General features: G+C 69.3%; 12 protein-coding genes and 1 tRNA gene. 4 read left to right on the top strand and 9 right to left on the bottom strand.

What is annotated here, in order from left to right; genetic code table 11:
* The first annotated feature begins 165 nt into the window (after positions 1-165).
* Positions 166-900 (top strand): response regulator transcription factor, encoded by a 735-nt coding sequence (locus tag QM591_RS13510; protein WP_415132916.1) that lies wholly within the window; start codon positions 166-168, stop codon positions 898-900.
* Positions 897-2,411: a sensor histidine kinase gene (locus QM591_RS13505; RefSeq protein ID WP_415132914.1), complete on the top strand. Its 1,515-nt coding sequence runs from the start codon at positions 897-899 to the stop codon at positions 2,409-2,411. Before QM591_RS13510 ends, QM591_RS13505 begins: the two co-directional genes overlap by 4 nt.
* Before the next feature lie 161 nt (positions 2,412-2,572).
* Here QM591_RS13505 and QM591_RS13500 read toward each other — a convergent pair whose 3' ends face one another.
* The 4 genes from QM591_RS13500 to QM591_RS13485 all read right to left on the bottom strand — a co-directional run bounded on the left by QM591_RS13500 (position 2,573) and on the right by QM591_RS13485 (position 8,300).
* Complete coding sequence (locus tag QM591_RS13500) at positions 2,573-4,126, bottom strand: FAD-dependent oxidoreductase (RefSeq protein ID WP_415132912.1); 1,554 nt, start codon at positions 4,124-4,126, stop codon at positions 2,573-2,575.
* Positions 4,123-4,989 carry an FAD:protein FMN transferase gene (locus tag QM591_RS13495; RefSeq protein ID WP_415132911.1) on the bottom strand — a complete coding sequence of 289 codons (867 nt, stop codon included), beginning with the start codon at positions 4,987-4,989 and terminating at the stop codon, positions 4,123-4,125. Before QM591_RS13495 ends, QM591_RS13500 begins: the two co-directional genes overlap by 4 nt.
* Positions 4,989-5,495, bottom strand: a complete 507-nt coding sequence (locus QM591_RS13490; protein ID WP_415132910.1) for a hypothetical protein — start codon at positions 5,493-5,495, stop codon at positions 4,989-4,991. The genes QM591_RS13495 and QM591_RS13490 overlap by 1 nt, the downstream gene beginning before the upstream one ends.
* 87 nt (positions 5,496-5,582) lie before the next feature.
* Positions 5,583-8,300 carry an HAD-IC family P-type ATPase gene (locus tag QM591_RS13485; RefSeq protein ID WP_415132909.1) on the bottom strand — a complete coding sequence of 906 codons (2,718 nt, stop codon included), beginning with the start codon at positions 8,298-8,300 and terminating at the stop codon, positions 5,583-5,585.
* Positions 8,301-8,353: 53 nt separating this feature from the next.
* Here QM591_RS13485 and QM591_RS13480 point away from each other — a divergent pair, with 53 nt between their 5' ends.
* A complete protein-coding gene (locus tag QM591_RS13480) occupies positions 8,354-9,697 on the top strand; it encodes a leucine-rich repeat protein (RefSeq protein WP_415132908.1) in 1,344 nt (447 codons plus the stop codon).
* Between the two features lie 31 nt (positions 9,698-9,728).
* Here QM591_RS13480 and QM591_RS13475 read toward each other — a convergent pair whose 3' ends face one another.
* From QM591_RS13475 to QM591_RS13465, 3 genes are all read right to left on the bottom strand, one after another.
* Positions 9,729-10,760, bottom strand: coding sequence for a ribose-phosphate diphosphokinase (locus QM591_RS13475; protein ID WP_415132907.1), 1,032 nt, complete (start codon positions 10,758-10,760; stop codon positions 9,729-9,731).
* A complete protein-coding gene (gene glmU, locus QM591_RS13470) occupies positions 10,735-12,207 on the bottom strand; it encodes a bifunctional UDP-N-acetylglucosamine diphosphorylase/glucosamine-1-phosphate N-acetyltransferase GlmU (protein ID WP_415132906.1) in 1,473 nt (490 codons plus the stop codon). The genes QM591_RS13475 and glmU overlap by 26 nt, the downstream gene beginning before the upstream one ends.
* A 1-nt stretch (position 12,208) precedes the next feature.
* Positions 12,209-12,280: transfer RNA gene (locus tag QM591_RS13465), tRNA-Gln, on the bottom strand.
* Between the two features lie 137 nt (positions 12,281-12,417).
* Here QM591_RS13465 and QM591_RS13460 point away from each other — a divergent pair.
* Complete coding sequence (locus QM591_RS13460; RefSeq protein ID WP_415132905.1) at positions 12,418-12,924, top strand: MarR family winged helix-turn-helix transcriptional regulator; 507 nt, start codon at positions 12,418-12,420, stop codon at positions 12,922-12,924.
* A 27-nt stretch (positions 12,925-12,951) separates the two neighbouring features.
* On the opposite strand, the gene QM591_RS13455 is transcribed toward QM591_RS13460, so the two are convergent.
* Positions 12,952-14,772 carry an ABC-F family ATP-binding cassette domain-containing protein gene (locus QM591_RS13455; RefSeq protein WP_415132904.1) on the bottom strand — a complete coding sequence of 607 codons (1,821 nt, stop codon included), beginning with the start codon at positions 14,770-14,772 and terminating at the stop codon, positions 12,952-12,954.
* 51 nt (positions 14,773-14,823) lie between these two features.
* Positions 14,824-15,286 (bottom strand): FHA domain-containing protein (locus QM591_RS13450; protein ID WP_415132903.1); only part of this gene is annotated, 463 nt, incomplete at its 5' end.

Below are 15,286 nucleotides of genomic sequence, written 5' to 3'. Positions count from 1 at the left end.
GATGTCCCGACGTTAGGAGCGGCGCTTCTGGAGGTCATGTGACGCACTTAAGGGATGCCTATGCGGCCGCGGGCATCGCCCGCCGGGAAAGGGCGGATCCCTCTCACAGAAATCACATAGGCTTCTCCATAGCGGACCCACAGGAAGAGGCGGACACTGGATGTCATGACCACTTCGCCCTCGCCCATCGCCCTCCGCCGCGCCGACGGGTCCCCCCTGCGCGTGCTCGTCGTCGACGACGAGCAGATGCTGACCGACCTCCTGTCGATGGCGCTGCGGATGGAGGGATGGGACGTCCGCACCGCGGGGTCCGGCTATGACGCGCTGACGGCGACGCGCGAGTTCGATCCCGACGCGCTCGTGCTGGACATCATGATGCCCGACCTGGACGGCATGTCGGTGCTTCAGCGCCTGCGACACGGCGGCAACGACGTCCCGGTGCTGTTCCTCACCGCCAAGGACGCCGTCGCGGATCGCGTGGCAGGCCTCACGGCGGGCGGCGACGACTACGTCACCAAGCCGTTCAGCCTCGAAGAGGTCGTCGCTCGTCTCCGCGGACTCATGCGCCGGGCCGGCACGGCGACCGCGGCCGGTGCCGACCCGATCCTGCGCGTGGGCGATCTGACCCTGAACGAGGACTCGCACGAAGTCAATCGCGCGGGCGACGAGATCGAGCTGACCGCGACGGAGTTCGAGCTGCTGCGATTCCTGATGCGCAATCAGCGACGCGTGGTCTCCAAGGCTCAGATCCTCGACCGCGTCTGGAACTACGACTTCGGAGGGAGGTCCAGCGTCGTGGAGCTCTACATCTCCTACCTCCGCAAGAAGATCGACGCGGGCCACGATCCGCTCATCCACACGGTGCGTGGCGTCGGCTACATGATCAAAGCACCCCAGTGAGCGGGCCTCTTCGACGCACACGCGCCCGCCGCTGGAGCCTGCAGACGAGGTTGATCGTCGCGGTGGTGTCCTTCGTCGCGCTCATCCTCGTCATGGTGGGACTCGCCACCGGGACCATCCTCCGCTCGATGATGGTCGAGAACCTCGATGCGCAAGTGCGTGCAGCCGCCGATCGGCTGCACGTCATGCCGACCAGCACCGCCGCCGACGCCCTGTCCGGCCCTCAGGACGCAGGAACGCTCCTGGTGGTCAGCAGCAGCTTCACCGGCGAGAGTGCCGCGTACGTGGCGGAGGACGGCACGGTCGTCGCCCTCTCATCCGACGAGGTGACGACCCTCATCGGCAAGCTCCGCCGCCCCGACCCTCAAGGGTGGGTCAACGCGCGGGTGCCGGGACTGGGTGACTACCGGCTCCGACTGGCTGGAGCGGGCGGCAACACGGCCTACGCGGTGGGAATGCCGACGTCGGAGCTGACCCTCATGGTCACCCAAATCCTCACCACCGTGTCCCTCCTCACCCTGGGTGGCCTCCTCGTGCTCGCCTCGGTGATCGCCTTCGTGATCCGTCGCGCGCTCGCGCCCCTCCGCGCGGTGGCCGACACCGCGACCCGCGTGGCCGCAATGCCGCTGTCTTCCGGTGAGGTCACGATCACCGAGCGCGTTCCGGCTCACGAGTCCGATGCCTCCGATGAGATCGGCCGGGTCGGCGCCGCGCTGAACACGCTGCTCGATCACGTCGACTCCTCCCTGTCGGCTCGGCAACGCAATGAGGACCGCATGCGCGCGTTCGTCGCGGATGCCAGCCATGAGCTGCGGACACCGCTCGCCGCCATCCGCGGTTACTCGGAGTTGTCCCTGCGGGCTCTGCGAATCGCGGGACCGCGACCCACGAAGGCCGTCCTGGCCGCCGGAACGGCGCAGTCCGAACAGGGACTGGAACGTATTCAGGCCGCGTCGTTGCGGATGACGACGCTCGTGGAAGACCTCCTGCTCTTGGCGCGACTCGACGAGGGCAAGGAGCTCGTCTACGGCGCGGTCGACCTCACCCGCATCGTCATCGAGGCCGCTGCCGACGCGCAGGCCGCCGGGCCCGATCACGCCTGGCAGGTCGAGGCCGTGGAAGATCCCGTGGTGGTCGCCGGCGACGAGGCGAGACTCCACCAGGTCGTGGCCAATCTGCTGACCAATGCCCGGATCCACACCCCTGGCGGCACCCGGGTCACGGCGGCCGTGGAGCGCGAGGGATCGGAGGCGGTGATCCGCGTCCACGACAACGGCCCGGGCATCGACCCTGCCGTCGCCGATGAACTGTTCGAACGGTTCTCCCGCGCCGATACCTCGCGCGCTCGCCAGACCGGCGGAAGCGGTCTCGGGCTGTCCATCGTCAAGGCGATCGTCTCTGCCCACGCCGGCACGATCGAGGTCTTCAGCGAGCCCGGATCGACGACGTTCGAGGTTCGCCTTCCCGCCCGTCCGGCCGAACCCGCCACGAACGATCTCTCCGCCGCCTGAGACGGCGAGCTCTGCCACTCGTACCGACCGCCGATGCCGAGGCCCGGGAGTGTCCCGTTCGCAGCAGCGTCCGCGGCAGGGAGATGTCGTGCGGCGAGGTCACCCTCGCATCCCCGCGAACGATTCCCTTGCCGGTCCGGTCGCGGGCTCGCCCCCACTCGTCAGTATCCCGAGAACGCGTCCGTCGTGAGCGACCGCGCCTTCTCGAGCGCCGGTGCGAGCTCGGCGATCAGGCGTGGCGGACCCGAGGCGTAGGCGTGCCGTGCGCCGATGTCGGGGACCATGGTCACGAGCGCGGTCGCGTCCAGGCGCGCCCCCTGTCCCCACCGCCAGTGCGGCGGGAGGGTGGCCGGCTCGTTGCGCGTGAAGACGATCACGGGGACGCCGGACGATTCGAGTTCGTCCCGGAAAGCGAGCTCCTCGGCATCGGAGGCGACGTAGACGAAGACGACGTCACGATCCTCGCCAGAGAGCCGCAGATGGCGCAACTGCGACACGAAGGGGGTGACGCCGATCCCGGCGGCCACCATGAGGACCGGGCTCGTGGGCTTGGCCGGAAGGACGAAGTCACCCCAGACCCCGGTGACGGCCAGGGACTGCCCCGGCTCGACGAGGGCGAGGGCCTTCTTGTAGCTGGACTGCGAACCCTCGCGCAACGCGATCCGGACGGTCGGCAGCTCCTCCGGCGCCGAGACGATGCTGAACTCGCGCCGCGTCCCGCGCGCGTCGGGCCGGGAATGCGGCACCTCGAGCTCGAGGTACTGACCCGCCGTGAAGCGGAAGCGCCGACCCGCGCGGAAGACGAGCTCTCGCACGGTGGGAGTGAGGACGACGCGCTCGACGAGCGTCAGGCGCACGGCGGAGCGGAATGCGAACACGAAGGCCAGGAGGTTGCCCACCAGGAGCGCGCGCTCCTGACCGAGGGTGATCTCCCCGATGGTGAGGGGCCATCCAGCCAGGGCACCGACGACCACGGCGACGGCGAACTGCTGCCAACGTCGCGGTGGGAGCGTCAACGGTTCGGAGAGCATGAACGCACCGAGGAAGAGGAACGGCGAAGACCACAGGATCTGCCAGAACAGCGTCCCGCCGTCGACCTCCAGCCCCGCCGCTTGGAACTGGGTGGCGGTGCGCAAGAGCGCGACCGTGACGGCGATCACGAGGAAGACCGCCACCACGCGCACCTTCTCCGTGCGTATGAGCACGAGGAGGCCGAGCAGCACCACGGGTCCGGCGAGGGCCGGTGAGCCCACCCACCAGGCCGATGAACCCAGCCCGGGGAACCAGATGCTCAGAATCGTGAGGACGGTGGCACCGACGGCGGCCGGATTGAAGATGTGACGGCCCTGCCAGGCGAGGAGGTACTTCGAGGCGGAGGCCACGACACCGGCCACCGCGACCCCGCACAGAGCGAGGGGATCGACCGTCGGCCGCAGCACGAACAGCAGGATGAGAACCGTGATGAGGGTGGATTCCCACCGCCACGAGGTGCGCAGCACGCGGTGCGCGACGGCGTCGGTGACCGTGCAGGCGACGGCGAGCACGGCGTACGTCGCGAGCAGGTCGAGGGGCGTGGGGGCGAGCACGCCGAAGAAGGAGATGACGAACGCGATCACCGCCAGGCAGGCGAGCGAGAAGAGCACGAGCCGGTACATCGAGATGCGGCCGAGGACGGCGAACAGGCGATTCCAGGCCGCAGTGAGGGAGGAGATCACGAGAACAACTCTGCCTTACAGTCGGGCGACCACTCCAGGCGGCCGTCGGTGGTCATACGGACCCATTCCACTCCCCTGCGGTGAGCGAAGGCGGGTCCCCCGTCGAAGAAGAGGGCGGTGGCGACGGCGTCGGCCACCATCGTGTCCGGCGCGACGGCCCAGGTCGCGGCGATCGCCCGTACCGGCTGGCCTGTGCGGGCATCGAGCACATGGTGGAGGCCGTCTCCCCACGCCCGGCGGTTGACCGCCGACGCGCAGAGCGACCGATCCTGCACCGTCCAGGTCCCGATGGCACGCGCGGGGTCGAAGGGGTGCTCGAGGGCGATCCGCTCGGAATGACCGTGCACGGCGATGTCCCCGCTCGCGTCGACCGTGAGCGGCCCCGACACCTCACGGCGCAGGTCGGCGACCACGCGGTCGACGAGCCGCCCCTTCCCGATGGCGCCGACATCGAGGGTCGCCGCCTCCGACAGTTCGAGACGGCCCTCACCCCACCGCACGATCTCCCGCCACGGTCGCGCAGGCGCCGCACCGTGGTCGACGAGCGTGTATCCGGCCCCATACCCCCGCCGGTGCAGCACGTCGCCGATCAACGGGTTCACCGCGCCGTGCGTGGCGACATCGAGCTCCCGGTAGAGGTCGAGCAACGCCTCGGTGTCCGCGGGCGCGGGCACGCGGCCGGGAACCGCTGCGAGCGCCGACACCAGCGAGTCGTCACGAAAGCGCGACCAGTCGCGGTCGAACTCGTCGATCGTCCGCTCGACGCGCCTGCGGGCCTGTGCCGACAACGCGACGGCAGTGTCGATCTGCCACTGCGTGCCGATCGCCGAGAACTCCCACCGGCCGCCGGCGGCCGCGCTCATCACGCGGCCGCTTCGGCCTTGATCGTGTCGATCGCCTCGTTGAATCCGCCACTGGTGAGCGAGGAGCCCGCCACGCGGGACACGGAGATCTCGTCGATGTTCTTGCCGACGACCTCGTCCTTGATTCCCCCGATGAACTTCGCCTGGTACTCCTCCGACTCGCGCTTGGTCGGGTTTCCGGTGACCTCGACGGAGGTAACGACGTCATCGGCGATCGTGACCGTGACCGAAATGGTCTCCACCGACTCCGGAGTCGCGTAGGAACCCTCAGCGGTATAGGTCCCATCGGTGTACGCCGACGTCGTCGCGGTGCCGTCGGTTCCGGACTCGGTCGTTGCCGAGCTCGGTGATGTCGTGGAGGGCGATGTCGCGGACGCCGAGGGGTCGGTCTCCGAGGTCGCCGGAGTCGTGGAGGCGGCGCAGCCGGCCAGCACGGCGATGCCGACGACGGAGGCAGCGGCTGTGCCGACGCGAACGGAGCGGGGAACGGCGGTGGTGCGGATCATGACGGTCCTCCTTCTGTCGTGCCCGGCCGCGTCGCGGGGGCGAAATCCACGCTATCCGGCGCCAGGTCGGCAAAAGCCTATGCAGGGCTATGCATTTGCAGTGAACGCCGAGGAGGCGTTCGCTCCGGTGCGCCGGGCTCCCCCACGCCGGAGTGCCTTGAGCACTTCGACCGCGAGGAAGACGACGACCGAGAACACCACCGGCAGGAGCCATCCCACGAGATCGAGCGGTCGCGAGCCGAACAGGTCGTTCAGGAAGGGCACGTAGGTGTAGAGCAGCTGGAACAGCACGAGGGCTCCCGCGGCGATCCACACCACAGGGTTCCCTCGCACCACATCCAGCGTGAGCGAGCTGCGACCGAGGAACCGGCAGTTGAGCAGATAGGCGAGCTGGCCGAGCGCTAGCATGGTGACGGCCTCCGTGCGTGCCGTGTCGAGGTCGACACCCCGGCCCGTCGCGATCCAGAACACCGCCAGCGTCGCGCCGCCGATCAGGAGAGAGACCACCAGGACGAAGCCCAGTTCCCGCCGATCGATCAGCGAGCCGCCCGTCGGGCGCGGCGGGCGGTCCATGATCCCGCGTTCGGCCGGCTCGTAGGCGAGGGCCAAGGAGAGCGTCACCGCGGTGACCATGTTGACCCACAGCACCTGCACGGGCGTGAGCGGAAGCGTGAGGCCGAACACCACGGCGACGAGGATGACCAGGGACTGGGCGCCGTTGGTGGGGAGGAGGAACACGACCGACTTGCGCAGGTTGTCGTAGATGCGGCGGCCCTCGCGGATGGCGCTGCGGATCGTCGCGAAGTTGTCATCGGCCAGGACGATCTCGGCCGCCTCCTTGGTGGCTTCGGTGCCCTTGATCCCCATGGCGATGCCGACGTCGGCGCGGGTGAGGGCGGGAGCGTCGTTGACGCCATCGCCGGTCATCGCGACCACTTCGCCACGCGCCTGGAGAGCACGGACGATGCGGATCTTGTGCTCGGGACTGGTCCGGGCGTAGACGTCGACGTCGACGACGGCGGCCTTCAGCTGCTCCTGCGACATCTCTTCGAGCTGGGCCCCCGTGAGCACGGCGACCTCACCCGTGGCGAGTCCCATCTCGCGGCTGATCGCGACGGCCGTTCCGGCGTGATCCCCCGTGATCATCTTGACGCGGATCCCGGCGTGGTGGCAGTCGGCGATTGCCTCCACCGCCTCGGGACGAGGCGGATCGAGGATGCCCCAGAGGCCCAGGAACTCGAGGTCCTGGAGATCGTCCTCGGTGACCTCATCGGCGCGGGTGGCCTTTCGCGCCGCCGCGAGCACCCGCAGACCCTCTCCGCTCAACTCGTCGATCGCCGCTTCCCAGAAGGCCCGGTCGAGGGGCTCCGCCCCATCGGCGCCGCGCTGGGTGAGCGAGCGGTCGAGGAGGCGATCCGGCGCGCCCTTGACGAGGATCGCGCGGGCGCCGTCGGAGGATTCCTGGAGGGTGGCCATGAACTTGTTCGCCGAGTCGAAGGGCACCACACCGATGCGACGGGAGCGCGGGCTGCCGCCGGTGCCTCCCTTCATTGCGACGACCTTCAGCGCGCCCTCCGTGGGCTCCCCCACGAGCGTCCATCCGTCCTCGCGTCGGGTGACGTGCGCGTCATTGCAGAGATCGGCCACCGCGAGCAGGGCCCGCAGGTCGTCGCCCGACGACGCTCCGATGATCTCGCCCGCGGGGTCGTACCCGAGACCGGTGGCCTCGTACCGCGCGACGGGTGTCACGAGGCGGCGAACGGTCATCTCGTTCTTGGTGAGGGTCCCGGTCTTGTCAGAGCAGACCGTCGTGACCGAGCCGAGCGCTTCCACCGCCGGCAGCTTGCGCGTGATCGCGCGGCGCCGCGCCATCTGCTGAACGCCGATCGCGAGGGTGATCGTCACCAGCGCCGGGAGCCCCTCGGGGATCGCCGCGACGGCGAAGCCGATCGTGGCGGAGATGAGGTCGGCGAACGGCATGGCGTGAAGGAAACGCCCGATGAGCATCATCGCGACGGCCATGCCGAGGATGACGAGGGTCAGGACTTTGCCGAATCGGGCGAGCTGCCCGGTGAGAGGGGTCTGCAGCGTTCCGGCTCCGCCCACCAGCGACTGGATCTTGCCGATCTCGGTGGCAGCGCCGGTTGCCGTCACGATGCCGCGGCCTTGCCCGGCCGAGACGATCGTGCCCGAGAACGCCATCGAGGCCCGGTCGCCGACCCCGGAGTCACTGGGCACCGCCTCGATCTGCTTCGACGACGGCACGGACTCGCCGGTGAGCGCGGCCTCCTCGATACGCAATTGCGCCACCTGGACGAGCCGCACATCGGCGGGGACCTTGTCGCCGGGGGCGAGGCGGACGATGTCACCGGGCACGAGGTCGGCTGCGGGGATACGTGCCCACTCCCCGTCCCGCCACACGTCGGCATCGGTGGACAGCATGCCCCGGATGCCGGCCAGCGCCTTCTCGGCACGACCCTCCTGGAGGAAGCCGATGACGGCGTTGATGATCGCGACCGCCATGATGACCCAGAAATCGAGCCAGTCGGCCATGATCGCCTTGATCGCCGCGGCACCCAGCAGGATGTAGATGAGCGTGTCGTTGAAGTGACCGAGGAAGCGCAGCCACGCGGGAACCCGACGGGGCTCCGGCAGGACGTTGGGGCCGACCGACGCCAGGCGCGATCGCGCCTCCGCGGCGCTCAATCCTCCGGACGCGGTGCCCAGCGCCTCGACGATGCTATCGACGTCGAGCGCGAACGGTGCATCGACAGTGAAATCGGAGGAAGTCGTAGCGGCGCCCATGTCGCGATCATATGCGTGTGGAACCGGGCCCAGCGAACTGTATCTTTGGCTCCATGCGCTCACGCCCGCGGGCTCGCTTCGGCCGCCTCCTGCCCGTGCTCATCGTCGCGACTCTCGCCGCGGTCGGCTTCGCCCCGCCGGCCGTCGCTCCGCCCGCGGCCGCGACCTCGGCGACCACCTCGACGACAGCGCCGGCACCCACGTCCGTGACGTCCAAGAAGGTGGGGGCCTACGCATACCAGCTCGACACCGCCACGCGCACGGCGACCGTCACGGGCTGGAGCGGGAAGCGGAAGAAGACCATCGCGATCCCGGCGAAGATCACGGTCGCCGACCGGTCCTATCGGGTGACGCGCGTCGGCTACGGAGCCTTCGCCGGCCCGGTGACCTACGTGCTCCCGGACTACTCTCCCCTCCCTGCGACGAAGCTCACCCTCCCCGAGGGCATCGAATCGATCGACGACTTCGCCTTTTACGGGAACGCTCTGCCCTCGGTGACGATCCCGACGACGGTCACCTGGATCGGCACCAGCGCGTTCGATCAGGACCGCATGGCCGGATCTAGCGGGTGGAATCATCCGCTCCGCAAGGTGACCTTCCGGGGAAACGCCCCGCAGATGTCGGAACTCGGCAGCTACATCGTGAGCCCGGGAGGAGGCGGATGGAACGGGTCGGCGCCGTTCGGAGTCGGCAACGGGTTCTCCGTGTTCTACCCCAAGGATGCCGCCGGCTTCACATCGCCGATCTGGGCGGGATATCTCGCCTCTCCGACGGGTTCCGCCTCGGTGCCGGGAGGCTACGGAAGCCGTGTCAAGAACTACGGCATCACGATCTCCCCGACGCCGCTGGCGGGAGCAAAACTGACCGCGAAGCTCCAGGACCTCTATTACCGGTCGAAGTTCTCCCCGAAACCCACCTCACTCACGTATCGATGGGAGCTGCGCGAGCTCGACGGCACCTGGCGTGTCCTCAGCACGAAGAAGACCGCCACGCTGCCACGTGACAGCACCGGGAAAGTCATCCGTGTGCTCCTGATCGCCAAGGGACCGGGCACCCGGAAGGCAGTCCTCCAGCTGCGCGGCGTTCGCACGGTGCTCGACCAGTTCGACAAGACGCCGAAGCCGCGCATCACGCTGCCCGGCGGAAAGAAGAAGGTGACCGTGGGGATGACGTTGCGCGCCGACGCTGCGACGGCCGCCGCGTGGACCCCGGATGCCGATCGCGTGGACTACCAGTGGTATCGCAACGGCAAGGCCATCTCGAAGAACAGCTGGAGTCGCACCTACAAGGTCGTCGCCGCCGACAAGGGCAAGAAGATCACGGTGCGTGTGACCGGGATGAAGTACGACTTCGTCGCCAAGACGCGAACGTCGGACGCGGTGACCGTCGCGCGCTGATCCAGCCGCGGTGAGCCCGGGACGGATTCGTTCAGGCCGCGCCGTCGAACATGCTCGTGACCGAGCCGTCTTCGAACACTTCCTTGATCGCCCGGGCCAGAAGCGGGGCGATCGGCAGTACCGTCAAACCTGGGAACCGCTTCTCCGGCGGCAGCGGGATCGTGTCGGTGACCACGACCTCGTCGATTGCCTCGTCTTGAAGACGGGTGGTGGCCGGGTCGCTGAAGATCGCGTGTGTCGCGGCGACGATGACCCGCTCCGCGCCGTCCTTCTTGAGGGCCTGAGCGGCCTTGACGATCGTGCCGCCGGTGTCGATCATGTCGTCGACGAGGAGGCAGACGCGCCCTTCGACGTTACCCACGATGTCGTTGACGGTGACCTGGTTGGCGACGTTCGGGTCACGCCGCTTGTGGATGATCGCGAGGGGAGCATCGAGACTGTCGGACCAGGTGTCAGCCACGCGAACCCGGCCGGTGTCGGGCGAGACGACGGTGAGCTTGGCACGGTCTTCGGCGGAGAGGCTCTTCTCGAAGTAGTCCAGCAGCACCGGTTTGGCGAACAAATGGTCCACCGGACCGTCGAAGAACCCCTGGATCTGGGCGGCGTGCAGGTCGACGCTCATGACCCGATCGGCGCCGGCGGTCTTGAGGAGGTCGGCCACCAGTCGCGCACTGATCGGCTCGCGTCCGCGGCCCTTCTTGTCCTGCCGCGAGTACGGGTAGTACGGCGCGACCACGGAGATCCGCTTCGCCGAGGCGCGCTTTGCGGCGTCGAGCATGATGAGCAGTTCCATCAGCCATTCGTTGACCGGGGGCCCGAAGGACTGGATGAGGAAGATGTCGCACCCCCGGATCGACACCTCGAAGCGGGTGAGGATCTCGCCCGATGCGAAGGTGCGGTGCTCGGTGGGCACGAGTGTCGAGCCGAGCTCCGAGGCGACCTCCCGCGCAAGCTCCGGATGGGAGCTTCCCGCGGCGACCACGAGCCGCTTCTTGGTCTTCACGACCAGTCCGGGAGCGATGTCGTCCCGATCGGGCTCAGTGGCTTTCTTCTTGCGCGACATCGTCCGCTTTCTCTGCAGACCGAGCACGGGCCGCGGCCTCGGCCGCTCCAGTCCCCGGTCGGTGGTTCTCGACCCACCCCTCGACGTTTCGCTGAGGGGCCACGCTCAGTGCCAGCGCACCAGCGGGAACATCCTTGCGGATGACCGCACCGGCACCCGTCTTGGCGCCATCTCCGATCCTAACGGGCGCGACGAACACGTTGTGCGACCCCGAGTGGACCTCGTCACCGATCTCGGTGCGGTGCTTGGCGATGTCGTCGTAGTTGGCGGTGATGGCTCCCGCACCGAGGTTGACGCCGCGGCCGATGGTGGTGTCGCCGATGTAGGAGAGGTGCGGGACCTTGCTGCCCTCGCCGATCGTGGAGTTCTTCGTCTCCACGAACGTGCCGATCTTGCCTCGGGCTCCCAGCTGCGTGCCGGGACGCAGGTAGGCGAACGGCCCCACTGAGGCCCCTTCGCCGATCACGGCGAGCGTCGCGTCAGAGCGCCGCACCGTGGCCCCCGCGCCGACCTCGCAGTCCTCCAGAGTGGTGTCCGGGCCAACGACGGCGCCTTCGCCGATGACGGTCGCCCGCAGGATCTGCGTGTGGGGAAGCACGGTGACGTCGGGGGCGAGCGTCGCGGTCACATCGATCCAGGTGGAGGCCGGGTCCTGCACCGTCACACCCGCGAGCTGCCACTTGCGGACCGTCCGGGCGTTGAGCGCCCGGGCGGCCTCACTCAGCTGCACGCGGTCGTTCACGCCCATGACGGAGGTGATGTCGGCCACGATCGAGGCGGACACCTCGTACGCATCGGCGCGGAGCATCCCGATCACGTCGGTGAGGTACTTCTCTCCCTGCGCGTTGTCGGTCCCGACCCGCTCGAGCTCCGCACGGAGGGGCCCGGCCTGGAACAGGTAGACCCCCGCGTTGACCTCGCGCACCGCCGCCTGGTCTGACGTGGCGTCCTTCTGCTCGACGATCTGCGCGACGGCACCGTTCTCGTCCCGCAGCACCCGGCCGTATCCGGTCGGGTCCTCCAGCACCGCGCTCAGGAGCGTCGCGGCCGAGGAGGCCGCGCGATGGGCGGCGAGGAAGGGCATCAAGGCGTCGGCGTCGAGGAGCGGGACGTCGCCGCTGAGCACGAGCACGTCCCCCTCGAAGTCGCGGAGATGACTCAACGCGACCTCCACCGCGCGCCCGGTTCCGGGAATCTCGTCCTGATCGACGACGATCACCTCGTCGGAGACGCCAAGGACGGCTTCAGCCACGAGATCGCGCTCGTGTCGGACGACCACGACGACATGGGCGGGGGCGAGATCCCGTGCGGTGTCGAGCACGTGCCCCACCAAGGGGCGCCCCCCGATCCGGTGCAGCACCTTCGGGAGAGACGAACGCATCCGGGTGCCCTGCCCTGCGGCGAGGATGACGACGGCGAGGGAGGCGTCGAGCGCGTTCTCTGTCATGCTCCGCCGCCAGGACTCGAACCTAGACCTCACAGCTCCAAAGGCTGTCGTGCTGCCATTACACCACGGCGGACCGCGGCGCCCCGGTCGCCACTTCTCGTGAAGCGGGCGGGCCGGTGGCCGCCCGACAAGTCTGCCATGCCCGCCCACCCACAGCGAGACGCGCGCACCGGCGGACGGGCGCACGCCACCCGGCCGCAGACCGGGATAATGGGCATCGTGACAGCAGAGCACGACGAGGTCGACCGGATCGTCGACGCGTGGACACGCCAGCGTCCCGACCTCGACTTCTCCCCACTCGAGGTGCTCTCGCGCGTCGATCGGCTCTCGCGTCATCTCGACCGAGCCCGCCGCGAGGCGTTCCGCCGCAGCGAACTGGAGCCATGGGAGTGGGACGTGTTGTCGGCGTTGCGCCGAGCCGGTGACCCCTACCAGCTGAGCCCCAAGCAGTTGCTGCAGCAGACGCTCGTCTCCAGCGGCACGATGACGAACCGCATCGACCGGCTCGTCGGCCGACGACTCGTGCGGCGGGAGGCCGATCCCGCTGATGGCCGGAGCGTCCTGGTCACCCTCACGGGAGACGGGCGAACACGCGTCGACGCCGCCATCACCCGCCTGGTCGACGCCGAGGCCATTCTGCTGGCGGTGCTCTCCCGTAGCGACCGCGACCGGTTGGCGGGGCTCCTCCGCAAGCTCAGCCTCGGATTCGACACCTGATCGGCGTCCGATCGATGCTCGCCGAGGTCACTCCACGGCCTCGGAGAGCTCCAACCACCGCTCCTCCAGCGTCGCCACCTCCGCCTCGACCTCACCGATCGCGCGCATCTTCTCCCCCAGCCCCACATAGTCGGCCTGATCGTGGTCGGCGAGAGCAGTGCGGTCGGCCGCGGCCTGCGCCGTGAGCTTGGCGAGCCGGCGCTCGATCGCCTGCAGCTCTTTCTGAGCGGCGCGCCGCGCCGCTCCGGAGAGCTCCGGGGCGGACGTCGATGCGGGCGCGGACGCGGCCGGGGTGGGGTTGGCGGGCCGGTCGCGCTGCAGCTGACGCAGCCGCAGGTACTCGTCCACCCCGCCCGGGAGGTGACGCAGGCGGTGATCGAGGATCGCGTACTGCTGATCGGTGACGCGCTCCATGAAGTAGCGGTCGTGCGAGACGACCAGGAGCGTTCCCGCCCACCCGTCCAGCAGCTCCTCGATGGCGGCGAGCATGTCGGTGTCGAGGTCGTTGGTCGGCTCGTCCAGGATGAGGACGTTCGGCTGGTCGAGGAGGATGAGCAGCAACTGCAGCCGCCGCTTCTGACCGCCGGACAGATCGCGGACGGGCGTGGACAGTTGTGCGGAAGAAAACCCCATCCGCTCGAGGAGCTGCCCCGGGGTCAGCTCTTGCGCCTTCGACCCGGCCCCGAACGTGTAGCTCGTGCGCAGGCGCGACACGACGATGCGCACCGGCTCGTCGAGGTGCGGATCCAGCTCGTCCATGCGCTGGGTGAGCACGGCGACCTTGACCGTCTTCCCGCGCTTGACCCTGCCCGAGGTCGGCTGCACCGTGCCGGCGATGAGGCCCAGCAGCGTGGACTTGCCGGCGCCGTTGACCCCGAGGATCCCCGTCCGCTCGCCGGGCGCGACGCGCCACTCCACGTCGGTCAGCACCGTCCGCGGCGGACTGTCGGGCGTCGCGGGGTAGGTGACGCCGGCATCGAGGAGGTCGACGACGTCTTTGCCGAGCCGGGAGACGGCGAGCGACTGGAGCGAGACGCGGTCGCGCAGCTCGGGGACGTCGGCGATCAGGACGTTGGCCGCCTCGATCCGGAACTTCGGCTTGGACGTGCGGGCGGGAGCGCCGCGCCGGAGCCACGCGAGCTCTTTGCGCGCGAGGTTCTGCCGACGCGCCTCGATGGAAGCGGCCTGCCGGTCGCGCTCGACGCGCTGCAGGATGTAGGCGGCGTAGCCTCCTTCGAAGGGCTCGACGATGCGGTCGTGCACTTCCCACGTGCGTGTGCAGACCTCGTCGAGGAACCACCGGTCGTGAGTGACGACCAGGAGCGCGCCCGCCTGCGGCGTCCACCGGCGCTTCAGGTGCTCGGCGAGCCAGGCGATCGCCTCGACGTCGAGATGGTTGGTGGGCTCGTCGAGAGCGAGGACGTCCCAGTCCCCGGCGAGGAGGCGCGCGAGCGCGACGCGGCGGCGCTGGCCGCCCGAGAGCGAACCGATCGGGGCGTCCCAGGGCAGGTCGGCCAGGAGCCCGGCGATCACGTCGCGGGTCCGCGCGTCGCCGGCCCATTCGTGCTCGGCCGCGTCGCCGACGACCGCGTGACCGATCGTGTCAGCGTCGTCGAGCGTGTCCTGTTGATCGAGGACCCCGACCCGCAGCCCGCCCACCCGGGTGACCCGCCCCGAATCGGGTGTCATCGTCCCTGCGAGCAGTTTCAGCAGCGTCGACTTGCCGTCTCCGTTACGCCCGACGATGCCGACGCGGTCGCCCTCGTTGAGACCGAGGGTCACGGAGTCGAACACGACCTTCGTCGGGAACTCGACATGAAGCGCCTCAGCGCCGAGTAGATGAGCCATCGCTTCCAGGGTAGACGGGCGCGCTCCTCGGCCCGACCGACGCAGTCCCGCTCAGGCGAGGATCGACACGGAGAGGTCACCCAGCCAGACCACATCGCCGGGCGCAGCCTGAGCCGGGCTTCCCCCCGACTCGAGCTGGTAGACCGTGCTCCCGCGCTGCAGTCGCGAGCCGTTGGCGGACCCGGCGTCGGCGACCGTCACCTTGCCGTCGGCGACCTCGAGGAACAGGTGCACCCGCGACACCGACCTGCTGTCGTCGGTGACGGGCACGGGGCGCGCACCCATCGTGCGGGCCGTATCGGAGGGCTGCCGACCCAGCACGACCTTGCCGGTCACCCGGAGCCGCTGTCCGGTAGGGAGGGCGAGCTCGACGCTCTCGATCGCCCGAGGTGCCGAGGTGACCACCGGTGCGGCCTCCGGCTCCGGAGCGCGTGAACCCTGCCAGGGCAGCGAGCGCGGCAGCGGCACGCCGCCGGACGGAGCGGCGGCGGCACGCGCGCTGGCGGGGGCGGCG

The sequence above is a fragment of the Microbacterium sp. genome (assembly GCF_047607225.1).
Lineage (GTDB): Bacteria > Actinomycetota > Actinomycetes > Actinomycetales > Microbacteriaceae > Microbacterium.
This window is presented reverse-complemented; position numbering and strand designations above follow the sequence as displayed.